24 protein-coding genes, 1 tRNA gene and 2 pseudogenes are annotated in these 24,872 nt (G+C 47.5%); 4 read left to right on the forward strand and 23 right to left on the reverse strand.

Translation table 11 applies throughout. The features are described 5' to 3' along the window. Positions 1-22: 22 nt before the first annotated feature. From S2091_RS05085 to S2091_RS05195, 23 genes and pseudogenes are all read right to left on the reverse strand, one after another. A pseudogene (locus S2091_RS05085) lies at positions 23-1,128 on the reverse strand (Fic family protein). A 253-nt stretch (positions 1,129-1,381) separates the two neighbouring features. Beyond that, positions 1,382-2,731, reverse strand: coding sequence for a type II toxin-antitoxin system HipA family toxin (locus S2091_RS05090; protein WP_105530717.1), 1,350 nt, complete (start codon positions 2,729-2,731; stop codon positions 1,382-1,384). Between the two features lie 3 nt (positions 2,732-2,734). Then, on the reverse strand, positions 2,735-3,136 hold the full coding sequence (locus S2091_RS05095; RefSeq protein WP_105530718.1) for a helix-turn-helix transcriptional regulator: 402 nt from the start codon (positions 3,134-3,136) through the stop codon (positions 2,735-2,737). Positions 3,137-3,300: 164 nt separating this feature from the next. Next, on the reverse strand, positions 3,301-3,552 hold the full coding sequence (locus S2091_RS05100) for a helix-turn-helix domain-containing protein (RefSeq protein WP_105530719.1): 252 nt from the start codon (positions 3,550-3,552) through the stop codon (positions 3,301-3,303). Between the two features lie 583 nt (positions 3,553-4,135). Then, positions 4,136-4,540 (reverse strand): annotated as a pseudogene (locus S2091_RS05105) (SDR family NAD(P)-dependent oxidoreductase); the annotation flags it as partial. Between the two features lie 235 nt (positions 4,541-4,775). Beyond that, positions 4,776-5,411, reverse strand: coding sequence for a 2-hydroxychromene-2-carboxylate isomerase (locus S2091_RS05110; protein ID WP_105530796.1), 636 nt, complete (start codon positions 5,409-5,411; stop codon positions 4,776-4,778). 14 nt (positions 5,412-5,425) lie between these two features. Then, positions 5,426-6,304: a CmcJ/NvfI family oxidoreductase gene (locus tag S2091_RS05115; protein WP_243405317.1), complete on the reverse strand. Its 879-nt coding sequence runs from the start codon at positions 6,302-6,304 to the stop codon at positions 5,426-5,428. Between the two features lie 155 nt (positions 6,305-6,459). Next, the gene (locus tag S2091_RS05120) at positions 6,460-7,365 is read right to left on the reverse strand and encodes a LysR substrate-binding domain-containing protein (RefSeq protein WP_105530721.1); all 906 of its coding nucleotides are present in this window, start codon (positions 7,363-7,365) and stop codon (positions 6,460-6,462) included. Between the two features lie 123 nt (positions 7,366-7,488). Continuing rightward, on the reverse strand, positions 7,489-7,866 hold the full coding sequence (locus tag S2091_RS05125; protein ID WP_105530722.1) for a nuclear transport factor 2 family protein: 378 nt from the start codon (positions 7,864-7,866) through the stop codon (positions 7,489-7,491). Between the two features lie 248 nt (positions 7,867-8,114). Further along, positions 8,115-8,858 carry a 2OG-Fe(II) oxygenase gene (locus tag S2091_RS05130; protein WP_105530723.1) on the reverse strand — a complete coding sequence of 248 codons (744 nt, stop codon included), beginning with the start codon at positions 8,856-8,858 and terminating at the stop codon, positions 8,115-8,117. A gap of 2 nt (positions 8,859-8,860) precedes the next feature. Further along, positions 8,861-9,940: a bifunctional DNA-binding transcriptional regulator/O6-methylguanine-DNA methyltransferase Ada gene (gene ada / locus S2091_RS05135; RefSeq protein ID WP_105530798.1), complete on the reverse strand. Its 1,080-nt coding sequence runs from the start codon at positions 9,938-9,940 to the stop codon at positions 8,861-8,863. A gap of 302 nt (positions 9,941-10,242) precedes the next feature. After that, positions 10,243-10,890 carry a DNA oxidative demethylase AlkB gene (alkB, locus tag S2091_RS05140; protein ID WP_105530799.1) on the reverse strand — a complete coding sequence of 216 codons (648 nt, stop codon included), beginning with the start codon at positions 10,888-10,890 and terminating at the stop codon, positions 10,243-10,245. Between the two features lie 4 nt (positions 10,891-10,894). After that, the gene (locus S2091_RS05145; RefSeq protein ID WP_243405318.1) at positions 10,895-11,614 is read right to left on the reverse strand and encodes a 2OG-Fe(II) oxygenase; all 720 of its coding nucleotides are present in this window, start codon (positions 11,612-11,614) and stop codon (positions 10,895-10,897) included. A 339-nt stretch (positions 11,615-11,953) separates the two neighbouring features. Next, entirely contained in the window at positions 11,954-14,167 is a 2,214-nt protein-coding gene (locus S2091_RS05150; RefSeq protein ID WP_105530724.1) for an OsmC domain/YcaO domain-containing protein, read from the reverse strand. 201 nt (positions 14,168-14,368) lie between these two features. Then, the gene (locus S2091_RS05155) at positions 14,369-14,566 is read right to left on the reverse strand and encodes a hypothetical protein (RefSeq protein WP_105530725.1); all 198 of its coding nucleotides are present in this window, start codon (positions 14,564-14,566) and stop codon (positions 14,369-14,371) included. Positions 14,567-14,614: 48 nt separating this feature from the next. Beyond that, the gene (locus tag S2091_RS05160; RefSeq protein ID WP_105530726.1) at positions 14,615-15,121 is read right to left on the reverse strand and encodes a hypothetical protein; all 507 of its coding nucleotides are present in this window, start codon (positions 15,119-15,121) and stop codon (positions 14,615-14,617) included. 602 nt (positions 15,122-15,723) lie between these two features. After that, positions 15,724-16,086, reverse strand: a complete 363-nt coding sequence (locus S2091_RS05165) for a hypothetical protein (protein WP_105530727.1) — start codon at positions 16,084-16,086, stop codon at positions 15,724-15,726. Positions 16,087-16,135: 49 nt separating this feature from the next. Then, positions 16,136-16,552, reverse strand: coding sequence for a hypothetical protein (locus tag S2091_RS05170; protein WP_105530728.1), 417 nt, complete (start codon positions 16,550-16,552; stop codon positions 16,136-16,138). 77 nt (positions 16,553-16,629) lie between these two features. After that, positions 16,630-18,375: an ATP-binding protein gene (locus S2091_RS05175; protein ID WP_105530729.1), complete on the reverse strand. Its 1,746-nt coding sequence runs from the start codon at positions 18,373-18,375 to the stop codon at positions 16,630-16,632. Further along, positions 18,372-19,433: an SIR2 family protein gene (locus S2091_RS05180; protein ID WP_105530730.1), complete on the reverse strand. Its 1,062-nt coding sequence runs from the start codon at positions 19,431-19,433 to the stop codon at positions 18,372-18,374. Before S2091_RS05180 ends, S2091_RS05175 begins: the two co-directional genes overlap by 4 nt. Positions 19,434-19,779: 346 nt before the next feature. Beyond that, positions 19,780-19,856: transfer RNA gene (locus S2091_RS05185), tRNA-Met, on the reverse strand. An 81-nt stretch (positions 19,857-19,937) separates the two neighbouring features. Next, complete coding sequence (proC, locus tag S2091_RS05190; RefSeq protein WP_243405319.1) at positions 19,938-20,783, reverse strand: pyrroline-5-carboxylate reductase; 846 nt, start codon at positions 20,781-20,783, stop codon at positions 19,938-19,940. Further along, positions 20,776-21,477, reverse strand: coding sequence for a YggS family pyridoxal phosphate-dependent enzyme (locus S2091_RS05195; RefSeq protein ID WP_105530731.1), 702 nt, complete (start codon positions 21,475-21,477; stop codon positions 20,776-20,778). Before S2091_RS05195 ends, proC begins: the two co-directional genes overlap by 8 nt. A gap of 79 nt (positions 21,478-21,556) precedes the next feature. On the opposite strand from S2091_RS05195, the gene S2091_RS05200 reads away from it, so the two are divergent. The 4 genes from S2091_RS05200 to S2091_RS05215 are packed head-to-tail and all read left to right on the forward strand — an operon-like array spanning position 21,557 to position 24,871. Then, entirely contained in the window at positions 21,557-22,600 is a 1,044-nt protein-coding gene (locus tag S2091_RS05200) for a type IV pilus twitching motility protein PilT (protein ID WP_105530732.1), read from the forward strand. A 20-nt stretch (positions 22,601-22,620) separates the two neighbouring features. Next, on the forward strand, positions 22,621-23,757 hold the full coding sequence (locus S2091_RS05205; RefSeq protein ID WP_105530733.1) for a PilT/PilU family type 4a pilus ATPase: 1,137 nt from the start codon (positions 22,621-22,623) through the stop codon (positions 23,755-23,757). Continuing rightward, positions 23,754-24,239, forward strand: a complete 486-nt coding sequence (locus S2091_RS05210; protein ID WP_105530734.1) for a glutathione peroxidase — start codon at positions 23,754-23,756, stop codon at positions 24,237-24,239. The genes S2091_RS05205 and S2091_RS05210 overlap by 4 nt, the downstream gene beginning before the upstream one ends. A 53-nt stretch (positions 24,240-24,292) precedes the next feature. After that, positions 24,293-24,871 (forward strand): DUF2059 domain-containing protein, encoded by a 579-nt coding sequence (locus tag S2091_RS05215; protein WP_105530735.1) that lies wholly within the window; start codon positions 24,293-24,295, stop codon positions 24,869-24,871. Position 24,872 lies beyond the last annotated feature (1 nt).

Consider the following 24,872-nt stretch of genomic DNA (forward strand, 5'->3'; position numbering starts at 1 on the left):
TCGAATTTGGTAGCCTACAGCTTCATTTTTCCAAAATCAATTCATAGCTAGTACTTCTCCCACCAGAATCAGATTTATGCATTAATCCACGCTGAATTAATTCCGTCGCATCTCTTAATGCGGTGTCTGGTGAGCACTTTGCGATTGCCGCCCATTTACTGCTAGTCAGTTTTCCATCGAATCCATCCAGCATGCGGTTGATTATTTTAATTTGACGTTCGTTTAAAGGAGTGCCAGCCCAGCGCCTCCAAAAATTAGACTTTTCCAACACCGTTGATAAAGTGATTTCTGCGCCATCTATCGCCCGCTGCAAACATCCCAAAAACCAACTTAACCAGGCAGTGACATCCAAACTTCCTTTTTGGATTCTTTCTAACAGATCGTAATAATCCCTGCGCTCACGATGTATCTGTGCGGATAAGCTGTAAAAGCGTTGTGGCAATTGTTCTGATCGTGCCAGCGCCATATCACCAACAGCACGGGCGATGCGGCCATTACCGTCATCAAACGGATGTAATGTCACCAACCAACAATGCGCAAGCCCTGCTTTAAGAACGGGATCTATTACAGGCCTTTGATTGAACCAGTCTAAAAACAGGTTCATCTCGTGATTTAACTTGTCGGCAGGTGGCGCTTCAAAATGGATTTTTTGTCGACCGATAGCGCCAGACACAACTTGCATTGGGCCAGTCGCATCGTCACGCCAACAGCCGGTGCGAATTGTTGACAGGTTACTGTAGCCTGTTGGGAAAAGTGCGGCATGCCAAGCAAACAAGCGGTCCTGAGTGAGTGGTTTTGCATAATTAGTGGTCGCGTCCAACACCATCTCGACTATGCCATCCACGTTTTGATCCGCGGGTGCCAACGCACCGATATCAATACCTAATCGTTGTGCAATGGATGACCGTACGGTATCGGGGGTTCAATTTTTCACCCTCGATTTCGCTGGTTTTGATGACGTCTTCAGTCAGAATTTGTAGCATTGCCTGGTCACGCAGCGGAAACCCTAACGCTTCCATGCGGCCCAACATACGCCCTTGCGAGCAATGTCACTAACGCATCAGCATCAAAATGCCAGTTTGGCCAGTCTTGGTGTTGCCAGATATAGGTGTAATTTCCGCTTTTCATGCGGAGATTAAGAGCATTATTCTCCGCAAGTGACATTACATCGCCCCAAACCTGGCTTTGGAGGTTTGGGGGTAGTCGTAAAGTGCGTGGTAATACCGCCGGGGACGCTTACGTTTTTTTGACCGAAAAATGAATGAAACCCTTACCCATTTTCACTCCCTCTTAATCTGCAGATATGCGTTACAGAAAAGTCATAATTTCGCCATTTCAACGACCAAGACCACGACTATGGAGAGCGGTGTAAGTGTAAAAACTATCGTTGGTCAAAAGGTGGCATAGCACTTAGCTTATCGCTCTGGTGAAGAATTCCGTCTAAAATTGATTGTGCTACATCGATAGGAAAATCTACAGGTAGTAAGTTATACATCGCGTCTACAACGCCATTAACGGCGGCCAGTACTTCCACAATGATTTCTTCAGCTACATGATTACCCAAGCCAACCTGTTGCGCCATTTTAGTCCAGTGGCGCCGTTGAATTTGCGCTATTTCATAGTAATTTTTGCTGCCTCGTATCGCCATTGCGAGCTTCACTTTTTGAGGAGCATACTGGTTCTGACCTGTTCCAATAACTGGATGCGCAGAAAGAACGTCGTACAACGGCGTCGCACGATATTGGCTGCCTGGCAGATGTGCAATACTGAAGTTTTTGGCGTGACCATCTATTGCAGCTAAAAGCCAGAAAATTAATTGGGTTTTGAAAAAGTTACGACGATCAATGATTTTTTGATCTGATCCTAAGAGCACGTCCATAATGTTAATTATGCCTGGACCACCATCAGCCTGATATTTATGCAGGGGCGCTGTGCCAGTTACTTGGCAAAAATCCTCTTGAGGTAGACGTACGATCCATTTTCCGTCTGCAGAATATTTACGATCAAAGCGTTCCACTACCAATACCTTTTGGTCTTCGAAAGTGGAAATGTCGCAGTGTGCGACGGGGAGGCCAAAAGCAGCCACTATCTTTGAACACAGCCATTCATTTTCTACCGAAGTCCTCATATCTGCTTGCATGTTGCCAACAATGCCAAGTGGTAGTTTTAGAATATGGGTCGTTGGCGTGCTTCCGCCAGGGTATAGCCACTGATTTTGATGGAATAATAAAGCACTTTTCTCCTGTGCTCCTGCGATTGAGAGGCGTAAATCGTGATCATCGTCATCGAAACGAAGTGGCTCTGTCGATGTGGCGTTACGCAGGATTTTGGCAATAGCCGGCTCGTCCAGTGGCCGTCCTACGATCTGGTACAGGTTTTGTGGTTCTTCGTCTGGGGGGAGTAGTTGGATAGCTCCAACGCAATCACGGCCGATCTCAGAAAGCAATTGATATGGCTCAACGCCACCTGTTTTGAAACGTTGTGCCAACCGCTTCCGAATTAAATCTCTGTCCGGCAGCAGATTGTCAAAGTAATTGGCTACCAGCTCACCTCGGTACCGTTCATTACTTGGTGTAAATGGTAGCGACAATGAAAGTGGCCGGCCTTGATCATCTTGTATCCATTCGTCGAAATAGCCGAATGCGTTGCGACCAGGTGCTGCATCCCATTCACCTACGGGTAGGCCGTTGAGCCACACTATCAGGCGTTGGGTATGTGAGTGTCGTCCCATTATTTACCACGATTCCTTTTTAGCTGAAGGAGGCATAACTCTTTTTGGTGCTTTTCGGCTAGTCGATTTTTTTGCTGTTGTACGGCTAAATTTAACTGTTTCCGGCTCAACCTCTAACGTCTTCTCAATATTCTCATTCATTTCCTCTAGGCGAGGCGTTGAAAACGTACCCTGATCAATTTTTTGATTAGGTTCGTAAGCAAGTATCAATTCAACATTTAATATCCGCAAAATCTTATATAAGCGTTCCATGCTACTTACAGCAGGGTTCGCCTCTATCTGTGCGTAACTTTGCTGTGTAATGCCAAGCTGACTCGCCATTGCCGCCTGAGTGAGGCCGGCTGCTTTGCGAAACCCTTGTAATACCAGACGCAGTTGACTTAGTGTTTTAATTGGATATTCCATGGCACTCTCCTAAACCGGAACAGGCTTTATACAATATAGCAACAATACAGTATATAACTTGTATATCGAATATACAGTGTATTACCTGTAAAAATAAAATACAAGTCATATACTGTACGATTAACGAATTCCTATGTGGCATGATTTTTTCTAATTTCAGTGCCTTATTCATCATCCTTAAAAAGTTCTCTTAATTCGGCCTCGGAAGGGCGACTACCACCTGGTTTAATGGTTAACGTCAACTCCAACGCGTACAAAATTCTGGTCAGGCGACGAAGACTGATTGATGTTTTACCTGACTCAAAATCGATGATCGCTCTCCGACTAATTTGAGCAAGTTCAGCCAATTGGATTTGTGTTAACCGCAATTCTTTCCGGCGATTGATGAGCGTTTGAATGAGTTTTTGATTATCCATATGTGCAGTATTTAGCACATTATGGTTAATTTCAATATAAAAGTGCAAAATACCGCACAAATTAAGTAGTTTAAAGATAATAAAGTAGCGTCTTTAGCAAATGAAGGCTTTCCACAAAACTGGAGTCAAGTCTAATAGAGACAGCATCAAGATTGCACACGGTGCTGCGGCTTGGGACTATCTTCGATGCTGTTTGTCTTAAGCAAAATTGCGTAAGGTAGACCTTACACAACTTGCTTTGTGTTAGGTCTACCTGTTAAATAAAACAACGAATTTATGTGCGCATGAAAAAGTGCCTAGCGTGAATAAATGATTTGGCTTTTCGTGTAATCCCCTCTGCGTACTACCCGGTTTTAACAGTGATTTATTACTAAATTGCATTCAATCATTCGGCCTTTACGACCATTAGAAACGGTGAGAAGTCGTCAAAGGTTTAGCATTTTAGGGACGTTAATTCATGACTCACTTGCCAAGCCACTTGGATTAACCTCACCATGGGCCACGACTTTGTTACGGCCATTACCCAGCATGATGAGTCAGTGACTTATAACGCTTGCCAAGTGTTAAAACCCATTGGAGTCACGCCGGCCCGTTTAAGCATCGCGGGAAGTTGATACTTCGCACAGAGGAAAGCGCTCGTCAGGTTGGTCTTGATCGTATCCTCCCAACTCGACAGCAACACATCGGGCGTGGCACCCATATCGCCCATCGTCCCGGCGTTGTTGAACGCGACATCAAGACCGCCGAAACGATCTATCGCAAGTTCGACCAATGCCTTTGCGAAAGCCTCATCCTTGACGTCACCGGTAAGCGCGACAGCGTGACCGCCCGCTTGGGTGATTTCTTTAACAAGTGCGTCAAGTTCCAGTTGGCGACGCGCTGCGACAACGACGCTGGCACCCTCTCGGGCGAATAGTTTTGCGGTTGCATAACCGATTCCGGAACTTGCTCCGGTGATAATGGCGACCTTGTTGGACAATGCAGACATTTTTTGAAACCTCTCATAAGTTAGTTCTCGTACGGACAAGAATTTGTCCCGGTACGGAATAACCAATATAGAGATTTATGCGCGCATTCGCGTCCCGGATCTTGCTATGTTCACTGAATAAATTGCATGATTATCGGCATCTCTCATATAGTCATCGACTTCGCCGCCGGATAAAAATCACCAGCCACTGTCACCATCATTATCTGAAAGTTTTCGATACATAAAGCCAACTGGACTAATCCAACGGCAGTATCTTAAGTCCGGCAGCAAATATCAATGCATCCTGCAGCCGATCATTGCCCCAAAACAGAGTGCCGTCGACAAAAAAGGTTGGTGCACCGAATATACCTCTTTGCCGTGCTGTTTCAGTTTGCGCACGCAACCGGCGCTTGTTGTCTTCCGACTGTGCTTCTGCAATAAGTTGCGAGGCTGGCAGACCTAGTTCAGTCAACACTTTGGATACGATTTCTTCATTGTCGATATCCAGATCCTCGACAAAGTTGACCTGCATCATTCGCTTGTTATAGTCGACAATCCACGGCTTATCAGCTCCAAGTAATGCAACACGCATTGGTAGCAGCGCGCTTCGGGGAAAGCTGGTCGGGCATTTCCACGGTAAATTATATTTCACGCATTCACGCGCCATGTCTTGCCAGACATAGGCACCTTTTTCCTTTTGCAGCACAAAAGGCGAACTTTCCCATCCAAAGGACTTGAAAATCGGCCCCAGCAAAAATGGCTTCCATACGATGGGCACGCCATATTGTTCGGCCAGTTCTTTGACGCGCATCACGGATAAATAACTGTAATTGCTGCCGAATTCATACCAGAATTCAAGCGCCACAGGAGCGTAGGGAGTTGCTGTTTCCATAGAGGTCTCGGGATTCATTCGTAAATTACCAGGCAACGTGCTTCAATGCTTTCACGAAGCGGTGCATCCGGCGGAGTATAAGGGTGATCAAACGCTGCATGGGGTGTGAAGCGTGCGACGCCGCTGACTTGAGAGTCATATTGCTTGAAGATAAGCGCTTCGTGATTATTCATCTGGGAGAAATAAGACCAGCAGTGTCGTGGCGAATGCCGCAGCAGGTAAATCTCCCCAACCCGCTGGGGATAGCGCACTTCGGCACAGACCAAATCAGCAACGTCGATGGAGCGCGCATTGCAAACGGCCAGCGGCGTGTCAAGAACCGGGCCATTGATTGATCGCCAGACATTCACGATGCTATACCGATTTCTGTTCAATTCTGCAGTCTTTACGCCAAGGACCAGCGCCAGCCGCTTGCGGCCGGATTCCTCTGAATAGTCATTGTGAACGCGCCCATTTGCGGTCGCTGGGATTCCTTTGTTGGAACGTCCGAATCCAAGCTTGCTGCGGTCTGCTTCGCGTTTACGAACCAAATGATCAAATACGAATGCCTGCTTTGCGCCGGTTGCCGAGCAGGCCAGTGCCGCGACTTCGGGATAGTACCGTCGAATGATCGTATCGCGATCGTAAAAATCTCGCAGCTCGGACGACGCATCCAGCAGCTCAAATCCTTCATGATGAATTGAGCTCTGTGCCGTCGCATGGCGTGCGTCGAGGATACGCACCTCTCGATTATCGTGCGCGTAATTTTCCCAGGCTATGCCTGCTGGTGGCTCGTATGCATAATTGTAGGGGCGCGCTTCTGTCGGTTGCATATAGCCGAGCACTGCGTCAACTGATGTGATTGCTGTAGCTGCCGCAACGACTGTGTTGTGGGGATATAAATGAGTATTCATCACATTCTCCTTTGGAGCAGACATCGGATTGCCTTACTCAGGTCAACATTGAAACCCATTCACACAAAATCGCGCAAACGCAAATTTCGCGCAGTTCACATGCAAGGAATTCATGTGAGTCGATCAATGACAAAGAATTGTGGACAGGCTCTGCTTTATTGGCTGGCTTCGGAGAGAATCCATGCAGTCAATGCGGCGACTTCAGGTCGCGGAGCGGCATTCGCCTGAATTAGCCAGTAAGAATGATCGGTTCTTGGGCCACTATGTGAGGTAGGAACCAGTCTAAGACGTCCGTCATTTAACATCGGCTGAATCAGTTCGACTCGGCCCAATGCAACTCCCTGGCCTGCCATTGCGGATTGCACTACCTGATCATATTGATTGAAGCGTAAAAGTCCTTTTGGTTTTACACCGCCCAAACCGGCCGACGCCAGCCAGTCATTCCAATGAAGCCATGGACGTCCCGGGTCGTCGAATTCAAGCAGTACTTGTCCGGCTAAATCGTTTACCGACGTTAGCTGATCCAACGCCAGCGACGGGTGAGATACCGGAGCAACCGTTTCGCGAAAAAGCAGTGTCGCGCCTTCTTCCATGTCAGAACGAGATCCGTAGCGAATCGCCAGATCGATTCCTTCGCTGGTGAGATTCTGAATCCGGTTGTTGGCTGCAACGCGCACATCGATTTCGGGGTGCAATTGCTGAAAATGTCCAAGTCTGGGCAAAATCCACAGGCCCGCAACACCAATGCTGGCACTGAGTGTGACTGGACGGCATACGTGGTCAGGAATAATCGTGCCAACCGTGTCCTGAAGTTGCTGTAGCGCGCTATCGGCACTGCGAAAGAGTCGTTCACCCTCAGCAGTGAATGAAATCGAGCGGTGCCCGCGCACCAGTAACTTGATGCCAAGTCGCTCTTCCAGAGCCTGCACTTGTCTGCTCATCGCAGACTGGGTCAGGCACAAGTCACTGGCAGCAGCAGTAATACTCATACGACGTCCAACCGCCACAAATCCGCGCAACGGTTCCATCATTGAGGCAAGACTTAGCAAAGATACTGGCATACCCATTCCTCATGCAAATCGAAAAAGTATAGCATTTGGACCGAGGCACTATGGCAAATCGGGTATGAGCTATACGCGCAGAGCCCAAGTTAGGTATCAATTTCTCCTTGCGGTCCATGGCTGTCACTCGCGTAGTTTTGGTACCCGTTGCGCAGGGTCGTAGAAAAAAATCTCCTCGGCTATTCTTTCGCCTTCCCAGCGTTGGTACGCGAGTTCTTCCATGTGTGTTGATGTTCCATCCTGCCATTGGAATTTAAATATCCAGCGTATAACAACCCTATCGCCGCTCACGAAAACGGGCCTGACACATTCTGATGTCAGAGATCGCGCGCGAGCCATGACCTTCTGCTCGTTCTCAACGTGCGCGTCACGCCCTCGCCGGGAAACGCCTTGATTTTCCTGCATTGTAGAATCTTCAGTATAGAACTCTTGAACAGCCTCGACGTGAGCATTCTGTTCAACACGCGCAATGAAGCGCTCTATGGTTTCAGCTGTAGGCATAAGTGATCCTGGAAAGTTGGAATTGAACCTAATTAGTTTAGATCGCTACTATTGCGCGTGCTTTGTAATATGTTGGGTCAAGTGATTTACATATCGCTCCGGTTGTTCAATATCAGGGAAATGTCCGCAATCTTCAAACTCTATAATTTCTGCATGTTCGACACAATCAAGAAGTGACTGTGCATTAGTTTTGCGGTGTGATTTGTCTATCGATCCCCAGATCATTGTGCATGGCGTTTTCAGGAGTGTTAGGGAATGAATGGATTTCCTTGCGCATCATTGTGGAACAGCAGCTCAATTCCGATGCGTTCCCCACCGCGCACGCGGCTAATTGCGTGCTTGAGATTGACGCGATAATAGCCCTTGCTGCCCAAGTGCGGCCGATGGGCAACAGTAATCAGTGCCGCGTCGCCTTGCTGCAGCGGTAATACCATGGGTCTCGACTGCATGCGTGGCCGCTGTTCGGTCATCACGAATTCACCCCCGGTAAAATCAGTGTCTGGATCAGAAAGTAATATGACCAGCTGCAGTGGAAAGATGTACTTATCCTCCGCATGTTGATGCAAGGCCTGGAAGTCGCCCTCCCGCAGGCAGCTTGCCGTTGTTAGCGAGTCTGTTTGACCAGCTTCGTGGTTAGCTCGCAGATAGCTGATGAGCGTGTCCGGATAGTGGCAGTCAGCGCCAAGAATTTCGGCCCAACGATGCGCGATTGGCGCCAACTGTCTATATAACGCCTCACGCCAGGCGTCGAGCAGATCGGGCAATGGCGTTGATAGCCGCGCTATATTTCCCCGTCCTAAATCAAGGTTCGCGAGCGACTGCCATCGTTCTCGTGAATCGACATCACGCACCAATGTAGTCAGGGCTTTCACCTGTACCGAGTTGAGTAACTGAGGTAGCAATGCATACCCTTCCTTGTCAAGATCGGAAGTGATGCGCGGCCAATCCAGCTCTGCGATGGCGAGCTTTTCGGTTATTCTCCAGTCCGTCATTTTCACGCTTCACGTTGCAACAGTTCGCGCTTGCGCTCGACACCCCAGCGGTAACCGGAAATGTCGCCATTGCGCCGTACAACCCGATGACAGGGAATGGCTACAGCGATGTGGTTGGCAGCGCATGCCTGAGCGACTGCGCGCACCGCCTTAGGTGAACCGATCCGCTCCGCTATGTCGCTATAGCTGGCTGTCATGCCGGGAGGAATCTCGCGCAATGCCTGCCAAACGCGTTCTTGAAACGCTGTGCCCTGCACATCTAAAGGTAACTTCAGTCCAAGCGCAGGCGCTTCAATGAAGCCAACAACTTGAGCAATCAACTGCTCGAAATCAGCATCGCCACCGATCAGATGCGCCTTGCGAAATTGATCCTGCAAGTCGCGCACCAACAGATCGGGATCGTCACCGAGCAATATTGCACAGATACCGCGTTGGCTCTGCGCGACCAGTATGGCACCCAGTGAGCATTGACCCACTGCGAAGCGGATCTCGGCGTTATATCCGCCATCCTTGTAATCACGCGGACGCATACCCAGCATGCCCACTGAAGCTTCGTAAAAACGGCTATTGGAGTTGAAACCCGAACCATAGATGGCATCTGTGATCGTTCCTGATCCACCTAATTCCCCACGCATGCGACGCGCCCGTGAAGCGCTGGAATATGCCTTTGGCGTCAGGCCAGTCTCGGCCTTGAAAATACGGTGGAAGTGAAACGTGCTCATGCCTGCCTGTTCAGCCAATGCGTCCAGATTCGGTTGAACTTCGGCGTTTTCAATCAGGCGACAGGCTTTGGCAACCAATGCCGTTCGCTGCGTTGCCGCTGCGGTCCGGTCAGCTGATGCGCGCCGACTTGGTCGGTAACCCGCCGCTTCGGCAGCTTGTGCGTTATCGAAAAACTCTACATTCTCCCGCTTGGGCAGGCGCGCGGATGAGCTCGGGCGACAATAGATGCCCGTCGTCTTGACGCCATAGACAAAATCACCATCGGTTGCCGCATCACGTCCCTGCACGGCGGCCCAACGAATGTCATCAGCAGACGATTTCGGTGGTAAGACTGACGGCAGGGTGAGGCGAGGTTTCATGACCATGTCCATGTAAACGTGTTAATGAAGGTACTTTAAGACAAAATTCAATCGCAAGCACTCCGTTTTTTGCTATCGAATTTTCTGTGCATTTATTCAGCGTTGTGCGAGCGGCGTACCGGGCTAGTGCTATGACTATTTGAATTCAACGGCAGGACGCAGACACGGCAAAAACATCGTAACGATTATGTACTCACCACATAGGAGTCACCATGCAAATGTCAGACATTTCATTCGGCACCACCGATTGGTTGCAGAATGACAAAGTCGAACACAAGGGAGAACGAGCAACACTAAAAAGCTCAATCCGCCTTTCGGAACGTCAAATTAAGGCGTTGGCTACCTAGCAAACTATGCGGCTTTTCTTTAAGCGGCATCACGCCGTGATATCGTAGCCGGTCCACACCGCCCCACACCACCACATCGCCGTGCATCAGAGGGATACGCGCGGGTTTGTCGGTGCGATCAAGCCCTCCAAACAGGAAGACTGCCGGCATGCCGAGCGAAACCGAGACAATAGGTGCAGCAAAATCGCGCTCGTTTTTATCCTGGTGTAAAGAGAGCCGACTGCCTGGCAGATAACGATTCAGCAAACATGCATCAGCAACGAAATCAGCAAACCCTGCTGCGGACGCCGCTGCCTGTGCCAAGCGCATGAACGCAATTGGCATCAAGGGCCATGGTTGGCCCGTATCGGGATCGATTTGCGTATAGCGATAACCGCGGCGGTCGGTCGTCCAGCCAAATTGCCCGCAATTGGTCATGGCAACCGACATGGTGAAACCGCCCGGTGTAATCATGTTTCTAAATCCCGAGCACCGTTCCAGCGCCGCGACGGCAGGCAGTATTTCATCGACATACGGTAAAGCGAAACCGCGCAGGACAAAAGAACCGGGGCCTATCGCTTCCGGTTCATCGGAATGCTCCAATGGGAAAAGTTCGAGTGTCATAAAATCAGTGCGCATCGTGAAAGATCAATCCGACGGCATGACGACTGCCACTGCGTATCTTGCTCACACCATGCCGCATGGCGACTTTGCGCATAGAGCGCCTGCCTTGTGTTGGTCGCTGGTACACAGTGAAGATGACACCATCGCCCTGTTTTAACGGTACGACATCCGCACGCAGCTGCGATGAGCCTCGCTCAGTCATCACGAATTCGCCGCCGGTAAAATCCTCACCCGGGCGAGCCAGCAGAATGGCAATCTGCAACGGAAATACATGTTCGCCATATAAATCTTGATGCAGACAGTTGTAATCACCTTCGCCGTATTTCAGAATCAGCGGCGTGGGGCGGGTTTGACCTGCGGCGTGACAACGCTCAATAAAAGTATGCAAGTTTGCAGGATAGCGCATACCGTTTCCCATCAACTGGTTCCAGCGATTGGCGACAATTGCAAGATGGGGATAGAGTTCATCACGAAGTTTGGCAAGCATGTCCGGCAATGGATATGCGAAATATTTATATTCACCAAGTCCGAATCCGTGCCTTGCCATCACAACGCGGGAACGGTAGCGTTCCTCCTGCGAATACATGACGACCAGTTCTTCGCACTGTGCAGATGTCAGCAGATCCGGTAGGACTGCGTTGCCGCCGGCATCCAGGGATTTTTCTATGCTTGCCCAATCCTGCAAATGCAATGCCGGCATGGATTTGTGACTGTTCGTGCTCATTGGATGCGCTCATGTATTTGGTGATGCGTTCAGTCTAGGATACACGCATCGAATCAAAACCCCGCTCCTTGCGGTTGAATTCAAATACCGGCGAACGACGCTTGCCAAGCATTAAAACCAATGTCACGCAAGGGTGGGGATTTTTAATCAAATTCAAAGTTGGCACAAATTTGACACAGCTACATCACCGATGGAACCAGCTTTTCATGCTTTATTTCCATTTACTGAAGTACCGCCTCTACATTTGCCAAACACGTCAATCGCTTGGAATGCAACGGATTAATACCTGATCGGTTGAGTCCGCCGCCCTTAACGGGCAGATGGAACTCCGCATTGCCGTCATTCAAAATCTGAGGAGCTTGCCGTCACCTTGGCCCGTGCCGTGTGCAATTTTTTGTAGCTATCGATCAGGCGCTGGTGTCTATCAAGCCCCTCCAGTTTCATACTCGTTGGCGTTAAGCCGAAGAAGCGCACGCTGCCGTCCACTGACCCCAACACGGCGTCCATCCGAGGATTACCAAACATCCGGCGGAAATTGACCACGAAATCGTCCAGTTCCAGGTCGTCATCCAGCAGCACCTCCAGCACCACATTCAAGGCCTGATAAAACAATCCTCGCTCGACCGTGTTGTCGTTGTACTGCAGGAAGGTTCCCACAAGTTCATGCGCGTCCTCAAATTGCTCCAAGGCGAGTTGAATCAGCAGCTTTAACTCCAGCACGGTGAGCTGACCCCACACCGTATTCTCGTCAAATTCGATACCGATCAATGTAGCGACGTCGCTATAATCGTCTAGCTCATTGTTCTCTAAACGGTCTAGCAGCGCTTCGAGGCTGGCATCGTTCAGCTGATGCAAATTCAAAATATCGGTGCGGAACAACAAGGCTTTGTTGGTGTTATCCCAGATCAAATCTTCTGCCGGATACACTTCCGAATAACCCGGCACCAAAATTCGGCAAGCGGTCGCGCCTAATTGGTCATACACCGCCATGTAGACCTCTTTGCCCATGGCTTCGAGTATGCCGAACAAGGTCGCGGCTTCCTCTGCATTCGAGTTTTCGCCTTGACCCGAGAAATCCCATTCAACAAAATCGTAATCAGCCTTGGCACTGAAAAAGCGCCACGATACGACACCGCTGGAATCGATAAAGTGTTCGACAAAATTATTGGGTTCAGTCACGGCGTTACTGACAAAAGTGGGCTGAGGTAAATCGTTCAAGCCTTCAAAACTGCGCCCCTGCAGCAATTCCGTCAGACTACGTTCCAGCGCGACCTCTAAGCTTGGGTGCGCGCCGAACGAGGCAAACACACCGCCGGTGCGCGGGTTCATTAAGGTGACGCACATCACTGGGTATTGCCCACCGAGCGACGCATCCTTCACCAGCACCGGAAATCCCTGTTCTTCCAAGCTCTGAATGCCGGCCAAAATGCCAGGGAATTTTTCCAGTACTTCTTGTGGCACATCAGGCAAGGCAATTTCACCTTCCAGAATTTCACGTTTGACCGCCCGTTCGAAAATTTCGGACAGGCATTGCACCTGTGCTTCGGCCAGCGTATTACCGGCACTCATGCCATTGCTGACGAAAAGGTTTTCGATCAGGTTGGATGGAAAGTACACCACTTCGCTATCCGATTGCCGCACATAGGGCAGTGAACAAATACCGCGCGCTGCATTACCGGAATTGGTGTCGATCAGGTGCGAACCACGTAACTCGCCGTCGGGATTGTAAATGTCCAGACAGTATTCATCCAGAATTTCAGCCGGTAGCGCATCTTTTTTGCCAGGCTTAAACCAGCGCTCGTTCGGATAATGAACGAACGCCGCGTTAGCGATGTCTTCGCCCCAGAACGAGCCAGCATAAAAATGGTTGCAACTCAGTCGCTCGATATATTCTCCCAATGCCGATGCCAAGGCGCTTTCTTTAGTCGCGCCCTTGCCATTGGTAAAACACATTGGCGAGTGGGCATCCCGGATATGCAGCGACCAGACATTCGGAATAATATTGCGCCACGAAGCAATTTCAATCTTGATGCCCAAGCCCGCCAATAAGGCAGACATATTGGCAATGGTTTGCTCCAAAGGCAGATCTTTGCCTGCAATATAAGTGGCGGCATCGGCAGTTGAACTTAAGGTCAGCAAGGCCTGCGCATCGGCATCTAAATTCTCAACCTCTTCAATCACAAACTCCGGCCCGGCTTGCACCACTTTTTTTACCGTGCAGCGGTCGATGGAGCGCAAAATACCTTGGCGGTCTTTGGCGGAGATATCCGCCGGTAATTCGACCTGAATCTTGAAAATCTGCTGATAACGGTTTTCCGGATCAACAATATTGTTCTGGGATAGCCGGATATTTTCGGTGGAGATATTGCGCGTATCGCAATACAACTTCACAAAATAAGCAGCACACAAGGCAGATGATGCTAGAAAGTAATCGAAAGGCCCAGGCGCTGAGCCGTCGCCTTTATAACGGATAGGTTGGTCGGCTATCACCGTGAAATCATCGAATTTGGCTTCAATACGAAGCTTATCGAGAAAGTTGACTTTAATTTCCATGAGGGAATTCCAAAATAGTGCTCAAAATGATTAGCTTGTGCCTCGGTGCAGTCGTCGTTGCACATAAAACATGACACCCAAATGGGTACGATCACGGCCGTTGGCTACCGATGGTCAAGCGTGGGTATGCGTTTCTGAATGACACTAATGTGTCGAGATCGTGTACAAACTCCAGATCCGACAATTTTAATCTAAACGCCTTCAAACTGCGAAATATACACTCATGAGTGGCCCCAGTTTGATCTGATTTTTAATTTCTCGATGTATCGATTTTTTCAGCTCATCTGTCGCCCGCACTCGCAAGTACGGCACAATCTCCACTTCCACTCCTGCGATCATTACATCAGAATTGGCTGACACATTCATCATGAGCCCCATATCTGGTGACCTTAAGATCATTATTCTCCGTAAAGGGCATCACATCACCCCAAACCTAACTCTGAAAATTCAGAATACCGAAAACATAGAAAGCCTTGGGATTTCATTTAAATCGCTCAAAGAAATTGCACCAACCAGATATTCGTCCGAAACGACTAATTTGTTTCGTAGGTAGTTGATGGGCAAGGTTGATACGTCTTTTTCGAGCACATTGAAGATTAATCGAACGGAACCTTCTTCGATTTTTACGAAGGACAATTCCATATCGCCAGTCAATTTCTGAAGTAACTCTAATACGGTATTTATTTTGTCCGAATTCCAGTCTTTGATTTCGCCATCGAAAATAAGGGCAAATTGAATTCGTTTTGATTGGACTGCCGCAGTATCCACCTTGTCTTTGGCAGGAATCAGCTCAGGTATTAGAGTGATTGTCCCGTCAGAATCAGAATTGGAGTTAATATTGATAATGATCGGAGCGTTATTGTCCCCTCCAATGGAAACGCTACCGTTATTTGCAGAGACGGAATTTCGAACGAAAATATTAATCAGCCACTTAAATATTGCAGAATCGTCCAAAGCGCAATTGCATCATTTTCTCCATCAATCTAATGGGCGTCAGTTTTCGGGACTAACACCATACACTTTAAATGCCGAATTAACTCTCAGAAAACACAGGGCTCCACGCAACAATCGGCATTGCTCTGCGATTTATCTATTTCGTCAATAACCAAGATTTCCCTGAATCTGATTACAAATGCCGCAGTTCGCCAGCTTCGTTTATCAGACGTTCTCCGCGCACTTTTTCAACTTCTCGGACCAACCACATCCAATTGTCCTGTGCTACACCGTTCTCGTTGCGAAGGAGAGTATCGATATCTTCTTTGGTATGCCCACGGAGCATAGCCGCGACTTTTCGGAAATCATGTAAGTTGGCTGGTTCGGAAAGCACTCGGTCAATTAAACTTGCATGAATTGATCGATGTAGCGGGTTGCTCTATCGCACTTGTGATGCCATTGAGAAAATGATGATTCGAATGGGCTACTCCAATGAAGAGCTATCTATGATAGCGAATTGCCGCGCATTGATAATAAATACGAAGCGCGCGACAAAAGAAGCGGGCAAAGAAGATGAAATCGCCCATTGGATCCGTTAAGAATTTAATTTTTACGTCGACTTGTTATGGTTGCTCAACATAACCAGAATCTATCAATTGCGGCGGAAGATGGTCGTGAGGGAAATCCTCAACAATGAACGATTTTAATTCTCTCCCTCCGCCTTCTGGCCGCGGCGTAATATCGAGCAACTCCGTACCGGTATCAACTACCGAGTGTAAAGCAAACACACATTGTGCAGTAATAAGCCAGCCCAGCACCGCATGATGATTTGGATGACTAGCGATCCAATCGGCGACGTTATCATGACACTCTCGTTCGCGATAATGGGAGCAAATATCATCTGACGCGAGTACGATTTTTCGTACATTTCCGTTGTCAATTGCGTGGCGAATTTTTTTCAATAAAACGCTATTAGCGATTTTCATTTTTAAATTTGAAATAGATTTTGTATCTGTTGATTAGTTATGGACTATTTTAAATTTTAAAATTCAGAATCGACACATACAAATACCAACGTCCATAAAAAGCGGGCAAAAATGCGATTGACCCAAGTGTTGCACAGCCAATCAAAAGCGGGAGAAAATCAAATGGCCGTTTAACAAAATGCTCGAAGAAAATTTTTTTTTCAAGAGTCTTTGCGGCCTCGGTGCTCTGACTACGAAGTCGGTTTATGAATGGGGGGAAAGCGCTAAGTCCGAAAAAATATGACCATGTAAGCAATATCGAAGAGATTAACGCACAAGTATGTCTGTATTCCCCTGTTCCGAGGCAAGCCAAAAAAAGCAAAAATGAGGCAGTTCCCCAGGTATTTAAAAACCACCACCAGACTCCAAATTCTTTATCTATTTGTTCGTGCTTGCCGATTTTCGGCGGATTTTTTGGGATTTCCATAAGCAGTATTAAATAAGGTTGTCATCCAGCGTGAGTTATTAAATGCGCGTATTGTCTTGCTTCGTCAGTACCCACGTTCAACGCACTTGCCGTCGGAGCGCTTCTACTGCTTTGGGAATTGCATCGACCTTTGGCACCTGATTTGCCCAGTCAGTCCAAAACTGCCTAGTAGCACTAGCAGGTTCAATTTTCGGTCTGTCCAATTTAATCCTCGTCGGAAGCAAGATAGAGTCGCCAAGCAGCAGCGCCTCACCAAGATCAAGCAAAGGAAGTATGTCTGTGATACCGGCCATTGATTCAGGCATCAATCGTTTTACAACACTTTGATCTTGATCATTAGTGAGTCTCAAGACAAGAAAATTATTGCATTGACTTAAAATTGTGCGACTCACATCGGATGGTCGCTGACTTACGACTAAAAGTGAAACCCCATATTTACGTCCTTCCTTTGCGATCCGCTCAAACGATTCAAGTGCGCGCTTTTCTGCCGCCTCAGCAGAATCTCGCACCGGCAAATATAAATGTGCTTCGTCACACACAATTGTAAGGGGATGCCGTGATTCCTTATCCATCCAAAATTGAATGCTGTATAACAACCTCGCAAGAACGCCAGTAACTATCGGCAAAACGTCCGATGGAACCTCAGAAAAATCAATGATTTTTATACCGCGTTGTGTGTCAGATACGGCAAAAAGACTACCTAGCATTTTTTGGAGCCAATCATAATCATTACACATTGCTGGAGGCTGAAACATAAACCCACATCGTCTATCATCAGTCTTCGCCTTCATACGAATAATGAATCGACTGAGTTTTCCATTCCAATCGCCCTTGATATCCTTGTCGTTTGCGCCCTTCTTTGTACCAGTATCATCCTCGTTCAACAAAGCTTGAAGGGATTTAATGGGATATGGAATCGGTGAATCGACGGTAAAGGTTGCAAGAACATCTTCCTTCTTTGATTCCTTTAGCACTTGCTCTTTCAATGAACGAACATGTTCGGTAAATCGAGCCGCTTGATTCGGGGCATTGTCATCACTCCGGTCCAAAATTAGCGCTAACATTTCTTCTCGATTGAGTAACCAATAAGGCAAAAATAAACAGCCATCATCGGGCTTGTCCAAATCGCCAGGTCCTGCAATACGGTACTGCTGCGCAATTGCATTGGGTCCTTGACACAAGGTCGAATACTCTCCATGCATGTCAAGCACAATCAAATTCGCAGACTTCAAGGCCGCAGCACGCTCTAGCATTAGCGCAACTGCCCAACTTTTACCTGATCCGGTACTTCCCAATATTGCAGCGTGTCGTTGAAAAAATTTATCCCCGTTCGCTACTGCAATAGCTGTTTGATCGGCCATAAAATGACCAAGTGTTAGACGCTCCCCTTCTTTCACGTTCATGGATAACAAGTTCATGAATTGCTGAAGGTTCTTGCTATTAACATGGAAGCAGTCGCGATCAACTTGCGGAAAACAATCTGCTCCGCGCTTGAAGGTATTTGAAAAACTTCCGTCTACTGTTCGATAGGTTCCGATAAGAACAGTCTTGATGAAATCCTCTTGACTCTCGCCGACAGGAATTACACCTTCTTCTGTTGGCTCATCAACAAGCAGCTTCTCGCTTACAGATCTGGTCGCCCTCTCAACGATTCCAATTAGGAATTCGGCAGCGGTACGTCCCTGTATAGCAATAAGGTTACCAACTGCAATGGTGGTCATGTGTTGATGATTTTCAACTGAAATCAACACACGACTTGTATCGACCGCAGCAACTCGCCCGAGTCGGTCACTGTCTTGAAATTGCAATGCCGCGTTAGTCATATCGTCAAAACTCCTTTAACAAAATTTTCCACATCCCACCATTGCATATTTGGGATAAGCGTTTCAGTCGTACCACGAACTACTATAGTTCCTGGGCTAGCGGCATCCGCACAGCTAACAAGAGCGATGCAGTTTGATGATTGAACGACGATGGCCCGCGCAGTCGTCGATAAATCGCGGGTAAGCAATAGTGCTTTTGTCCCGCCTTTTAGTTTGGGGGACAGGTGAGTTTGTAGGTGGTCATCATTGAAGCCGTAACCTATGCACAGAATCGAGGAGGCACTGTCAATCGCCGCATTCCCACGTTCACGATGCGCATCAAATGGCTGCCCATAACCTTTTTTGTACTTGCCAGCACCGGGTGTGATAATTAGTGGATCAGATGGGAATGCCATGCTGCATGTCATTGGTGTATCGCCTGCCATAAACCAATCTAGACTCCCATGCGGTTTGAACAGCTTGACGTGATTTCTGTATAGAAGCCTAACAGTTCCTTTGTTTCCGTTGGATAAGCTTTTGACCATTAGCTTGTCGCTCAAGTCAGGATCATGCTTTCCCCAGTACCGTCCAACCATCATCGAATCTACCCCCCAACCTTCAGACTCTGCAGCAAACTCAATCAACCGATCGTAGTTGGTAGTGATGATATGTGCGATTTTGGGATTTGCCGCTGAAATATGAGGAAATAGATTCGCAATTTTTAACTTTCGAGTCCCGTTCATACAGGCAGTCATTACTTCTTGCTCTTTTAAAAGCACGAATGCAGCGGTAATCTTGATCACGACCGATTCAATATTGTCTGTTGGCGCATGCTTGAGCAGTGCACCTTCCAAACCATCGGACGTTAAGCACGCTTCAATTGCTGTCCATGTTGATTTATCTGCGTCAGGAATAGCGGATGGAACTTTCGACGCCAACTCTGTCGCAAGCGCCCCCATTCCTGGCAAACCCTCTGCGCACGACAATCCCGAACCAACGATAGTCACCAAACCGTCAGAAAAAATTGCCTGGAGTTCTTTTTTTAGCGCGTCTTGTGCTGAGGCCGTTATGGTATCCATCTTGTCAGTGTTGTCTTCAGGTAATCAAACAGTATATAGGCCGATTCAAATAAATCTTCGGCCTATGGAGTTAGGATTGATTTGACAATTATTTATAGAGCATCGTCAAAATGCTCTTACTCTACATCAGAAGGCATTTAATGCTGTCGAAATAATTATGAAAATAGCGAACAAATGTAGCTCGAAAGGAAATAAACTATGAAACACAGAAGGTGCGTCAGAAGGGGTCAGGTCTAACATTCCAACAAATAGCTACTCGCAAATACTCTAGAACACAAAAAACCCGCTTAAGCACAAGGCTAAAAGCGGGTTTTTGTAAGTTCCAGGTTGCCCTAAAACTAAATTTTGGTGGTGATAGGTGGATTTGAACCACCGACCCCAGCATTATGAGTGCTGTGCTCTAACCAACTGAGCTATATCACCAGGAAGCACGAGATTATGACTTCATGGCTTTAGGCTGTCAAGAAAAAAGTCAGAATTTTCGGTCTATTGTGGTACTTCTGACTAACGGCTAGGCTCACTACCAAATTCGTCCCCTAATTCACTGCTGCGCTCGGCTGCGGCTTTCAATGCGGTGACTATTGCATTGGAAACACCACTTTGCTCCATGCTCGTCAAGGCGGCATAGGTGGTGCCGCCTTTGGATGTGACTCGCTCACGCAATACCGCAGCAGGTTCACTTGATTGAGCCGCTAATTGTGATGCGCCTAAAAAAGTCGCCAAGGCTAATTGGCGGCCTTGTTCTTGATCTAGCCCCATTTCTTGCGCGGCTTTTTGCATGGCTTCGATGAAATAAAATACATACGCCGGGCCGCTGCCCGAGATGGCAGTTAGCGGGTCTAGCAGTGCTTCGTTGTCCAGCCAGACTGTGGCGCCAACTGCGCTCATGATGGCATTGGCAATAGTGCGTTGTTCCGCACTGACAACCGGCATGGCGTACATGCCGGTAATGCCTTGATTAATCAGGGCGGGCATGTTGGGCATGGTGCGCACTATTTGGGGGTAGCCATTTAACCAACGTGATAAATCTAATGCGCGGATTCCGGCGGCAATTGAGATGATTAATTGCCCTTTTAAATAGGGAACCAATTGCTCGGCTACTTCGCGCATTTGCTGTGGCTTTACTGCCAACAATACAACGTCGCACTCCGCAATTTGTGCATCAATCTGGTTGCTGGTTTTAATGCCAAACCGCTCCGTCAACTGACTTAAACAAACCGGGCTTACATCCACTACGTGAATGTCTTCCGGCTGACTTACTGTGCCGCATAGCCCGCCGATTAGTGCGCTGGCCATGTTGCCTCCGCCGACGAAGCTAATTTTTATTGGTTTCATTGTCTTATTAAGCATAATTTCTTTTCCCAAAAATAGCGCTACCGATTCGCACCATGGTGCTGCCCTCTAAAATCGCCGCTTCCAGATCTGCCGACATGCCCATAGATAAGGTATCCAGCGCCAAGCCTTGTTGATTTAACTGTTCTTGCAGCGTTTTAATTTGCTGATAAGGAGTGCGTTGTTGCTCCAGTGTTTGCGCAGGCTCTGGAATTGCCATCAAACCACGCAAGCGTACATTCGGTAACGCCGCTATTTGTTGGGCAAGTTGTGCTGCCTGATTTATTGGCACGCCGCTTTTTGTTTCTTGTTCGCTAATATTAATTTGTAAGCAAATATTTAATGGCGGCAAGTTGTCTGGACGCTGTTCTGATAAACGCTCGGCGATTTTTAACCGGTCCACCGCGTGTGCCCATGAAAAGTTTTGCGCGATTAAACGGGTCTTATTACTTTGAATTGGGCCGATAAAATGCCATTCCAAGGCAAGCTCGGGGGACAAACGGCGTACCTCCGCCATCTTATCCAAGGCTTCCTGTAAATAATTTTCACCAAAAGCCGTTTGGCCTGCTTTGCCCGCTTCTAAAACAGCTTCCGCATTAAAGGTTTTGGACACAGCTAGCAGCTGAATTTCGTGCGGGGAGCGGCCTGCTATTTGCGCAGCATGAATAATCTGTTGCTGTACGGCTTGCAAGTTAATAAGGATTGTGGACATAATCGGGATAATTTACTTTCATGCGCCATGTATTAAGCAAGGCGCCTCAACTTATTTACTTGGACTGTCAGGATTATAAATGGATATTTCCGAACTACTCGCGTTCTCAGTCAAGAATAATGCATCCGATTTACATCTGTCCGCCGGCCTGCCGCCGATGATACGGGTTCACGGTGACGTTAGACGTATTAATTTGCCGCCGCTGGAACACAAAGACGTCCATGCGCTGATTTACGACATCATGAACGATGGGCAGCGTAAACAATTTGAAGAATTCTTAGAATGCGATTTTTCTTTCGCCATTCCTGGCCTGGCTCGTTTCCGGGTTAATGCATTTAACCAGGAACGTGGCCCTGCCGCGGTACTACGTACCATTCCGTCCAAAGTGCTTTCGCTGGAACAACTGAATACACCTAAAATTTTTGCTGATTTAGCGTTAAAACCGCGCGGCTTGGTCTTGGTTACTGGCCCTACCGGTTCGGGTAAATCAACTACCTTGGCGGCGATGGTGAATCATGTCAATGAAAACGAATACGGTCATATTTTGACTGTTGAAGATCCGATTGAATTTGTGCACGATTCTAAAAAATGCCTGATTAACCAACGTGAAGTCGGGCCGCACACGATGTCATTCAACAACGCGTTACGTTCCGCATTGCGCGAAGATCCTGACGTGATTCTGGTGGGTGAGTTGCGTGACTTGGAAACCATCCGCTTGGCACTCACTGCCGCAGAAACTGGTCACTTGGTGTTTGGTACGTTACATACTTCCTCCGCCGCTAAAACAATCGATCGTATTGTCGACGTTTTCCCTGCAGAAGAAAAAGAGATGGTGCGTTCGATGCTGTCCGAATCGTTACAGGCAGTTATTTCACAAACGCTGCTTAAAACCAAAGATGGTTCTGGCCGTGTTGCTGCGCATGAGATCATGATCGGCACGCCAGCGATTCGTAACTTGATACGTGAAAGTAAAATCGCCCAGATGTATTCTGCGATTCAAACCGGTAGCAATGTGGGTATGCAAACCTTGGATCAAAATTTAACTGAACTGGTTAAACGTAATCAAATTTCACTTGGCGCTGCACGTTTCGCTGCCAAAATTCCTGATAATTTCCCAGGCTAAAATAGAAAGAGCTAAGCAAAATGGAACGCGATCAAGCCACCAAGTTCATGAACGATTTATTACGTCTGATGCTCACCAAAAATGGCTCAGACTTATTTATCACAGCAGACTTTCCGCCCGCATTTAAGATAGATGGCAAAGTAACGCCGGTATCAAACCAGCCGCTGACGGCCGCGCATACGATCGAATTAGCGCGCTCCATCATGAACGACAAACAAGCAGCGATGTTTGAACAAACCAAAGAATGTAACTTTGCGATTAACCCTGCGGGACTAGGGCGCTTCCGGGTTTCTGCCTTTGTGCAACAAAGCCGCGTCGGCATGGTGCTGCGTACAATTACCACCACCATTCCTAAATTTGAAGATCTTGGCCTGCCGGCTATTTTGAATGACATTGCCATGACCAAGCGCGGTCTGGTGATTATGGTGGGTGCGACTGGTTCAGGGAAATCCACTTCCTTAGCAGCGATGGTTGGGTACCGCAACGCCAATAGTTACGGCCACATTATTACGGTGGAAGATCCGATTGAATACGTGCATCCACATAACAACTGCATCGTTACGCAACGTGAAGTGGGTATTGATACGGAAGACTGGGGAGCCGCGTTAAAGAACTCGCTGCGTCAGGCGCCCGATGTTATTCAGATTGGTGAAATTCGTGACCGCGAAACGATGGATCATGCCATCGCCTTTGCCGAAACGGGTCACTTATGTTTAGCCACATTACATGCCAACAGCACCAACCAAGCACTCGACCGGATTATTAACTTTTTCCCTGAAGAGCGTCGTCAACAATTGTTGATGGATTTGTCGCTGAATTTAAAAGCCGTTGTTTCTCAACGTTTAATTCCTTTGCGAGGAACCAAAGGACGTTGTGCTGCATTAGAAATTTTAATCAACTCACCGTTGATTGGTGACTTGATCTTTAAAGGTCAGGTGCACGAAATTAAAGAGGTCATGAAAAAATCACGCGAACATGGCATGCAGACATTTGATCAGTCGCTCTTTGAGTTATATGAAGCGCAAAAAATCTCTTATGAAGATGCGTTACGCAATGCCGATTCGGTCAATGAATTGCGCCTGGCAATTATGTTGCACGGTAAAGAAGCTAAAGAACGTGACTTGAACAGCGGCACCCAACATTTAGGAATTGTATGAGTAATGTTTATGATTTTTCAGCCACCAGTTTGGCTGGCCAGCCTGTGTCATTAAGTGATTACAAGGGCAAAGTTATACTGATCGTCAATACGGCCAGCGCGTGTGGCTTTACGCCGCAATACAAGGGATTAGAAGCGCTTTACCAGGAATTTAAAGATCTTGGCGTTGTGGTGTTGGGATTTCCATGCAATCAATTTGGTCGCCAGGAACCGGGAACGGCGTTAGAAATTGGTGCGTTTTGCGAAAAAAATTATGGCGTTACTTTTCCCTTATTTGAAAAAATAGATGTCAATGGTGATGAAGCGCATCCGCTCTTTCAATATCTGAAACAACACGCACCCGGTGTGCTTGGTAGCGCTGCGATCAAGTGGAATTTCACTAAATTTTTAATAAAAAAAGATGGCACCGTTTATGACCGCTACGCGCCGCTCACTAAACCGGAAGAGTTAATTGAAGATGTAAAAAGTTTACTGGAAGAGTAATTGCACTTGGTGCAAACTTCTGCTTGTAATTCACCACTTTTTCGGATTTAGTAATGAAAAAATTGTTCGGCTTTATCGCAGCACTGACTTTACTGGCAAGCTCTCAAGTATTCGCACAAACGACTAAACCTACTCAGGAATCGTTGCAAAAATTATTTGAAATAACGGAAGTAAGTTCCATGATTCCAAAACTTCAAAGCCAGTTGGAAGCAGCGGTGAATCATTTGGTTCAAGAGGCGATGAAGGGAAAAACAATCACTCCGGACCAACAAAAAGCACTTGATGCATTCCGTGCAAAAATCATCAAAATTCAAAATGATGAAATTAGCTGGAATGCGATGGAGCCAAGAATTGCAGAAATTTATGGAAATACGTTAAGTCAGGCCGATGTTGATGGCATGATTGCTTTTTATCAATCGCCAGCCGGCATATCCTTTAGTAAAAAAATGCCTGAAATCATGCAACAAACCATGAACATGATGCAAAAAATGATGGGGCCGTTGATGGAAAAAATGGGAGCGGCGCAAGCTGAATTAGCACAAGATTTAAAACCTGAGGTGAAATCGGATGTAAAACCGGAGGTTAATCCGGATCTAAAACCCGAATTAACACAAGCATCACCTCAGAAATAAT

It is taken from the genome of Solimicrobium silvestre, from assembly GCF_002976435.1.
Taxonomy (GTDB): domain Bacteria; phylum Pseudomonadota; class Gammaproteobacteria; order Burkholderiales; family Burkholderiaceae_D; genus Solimicrobium; species Solimicrobium silvestre.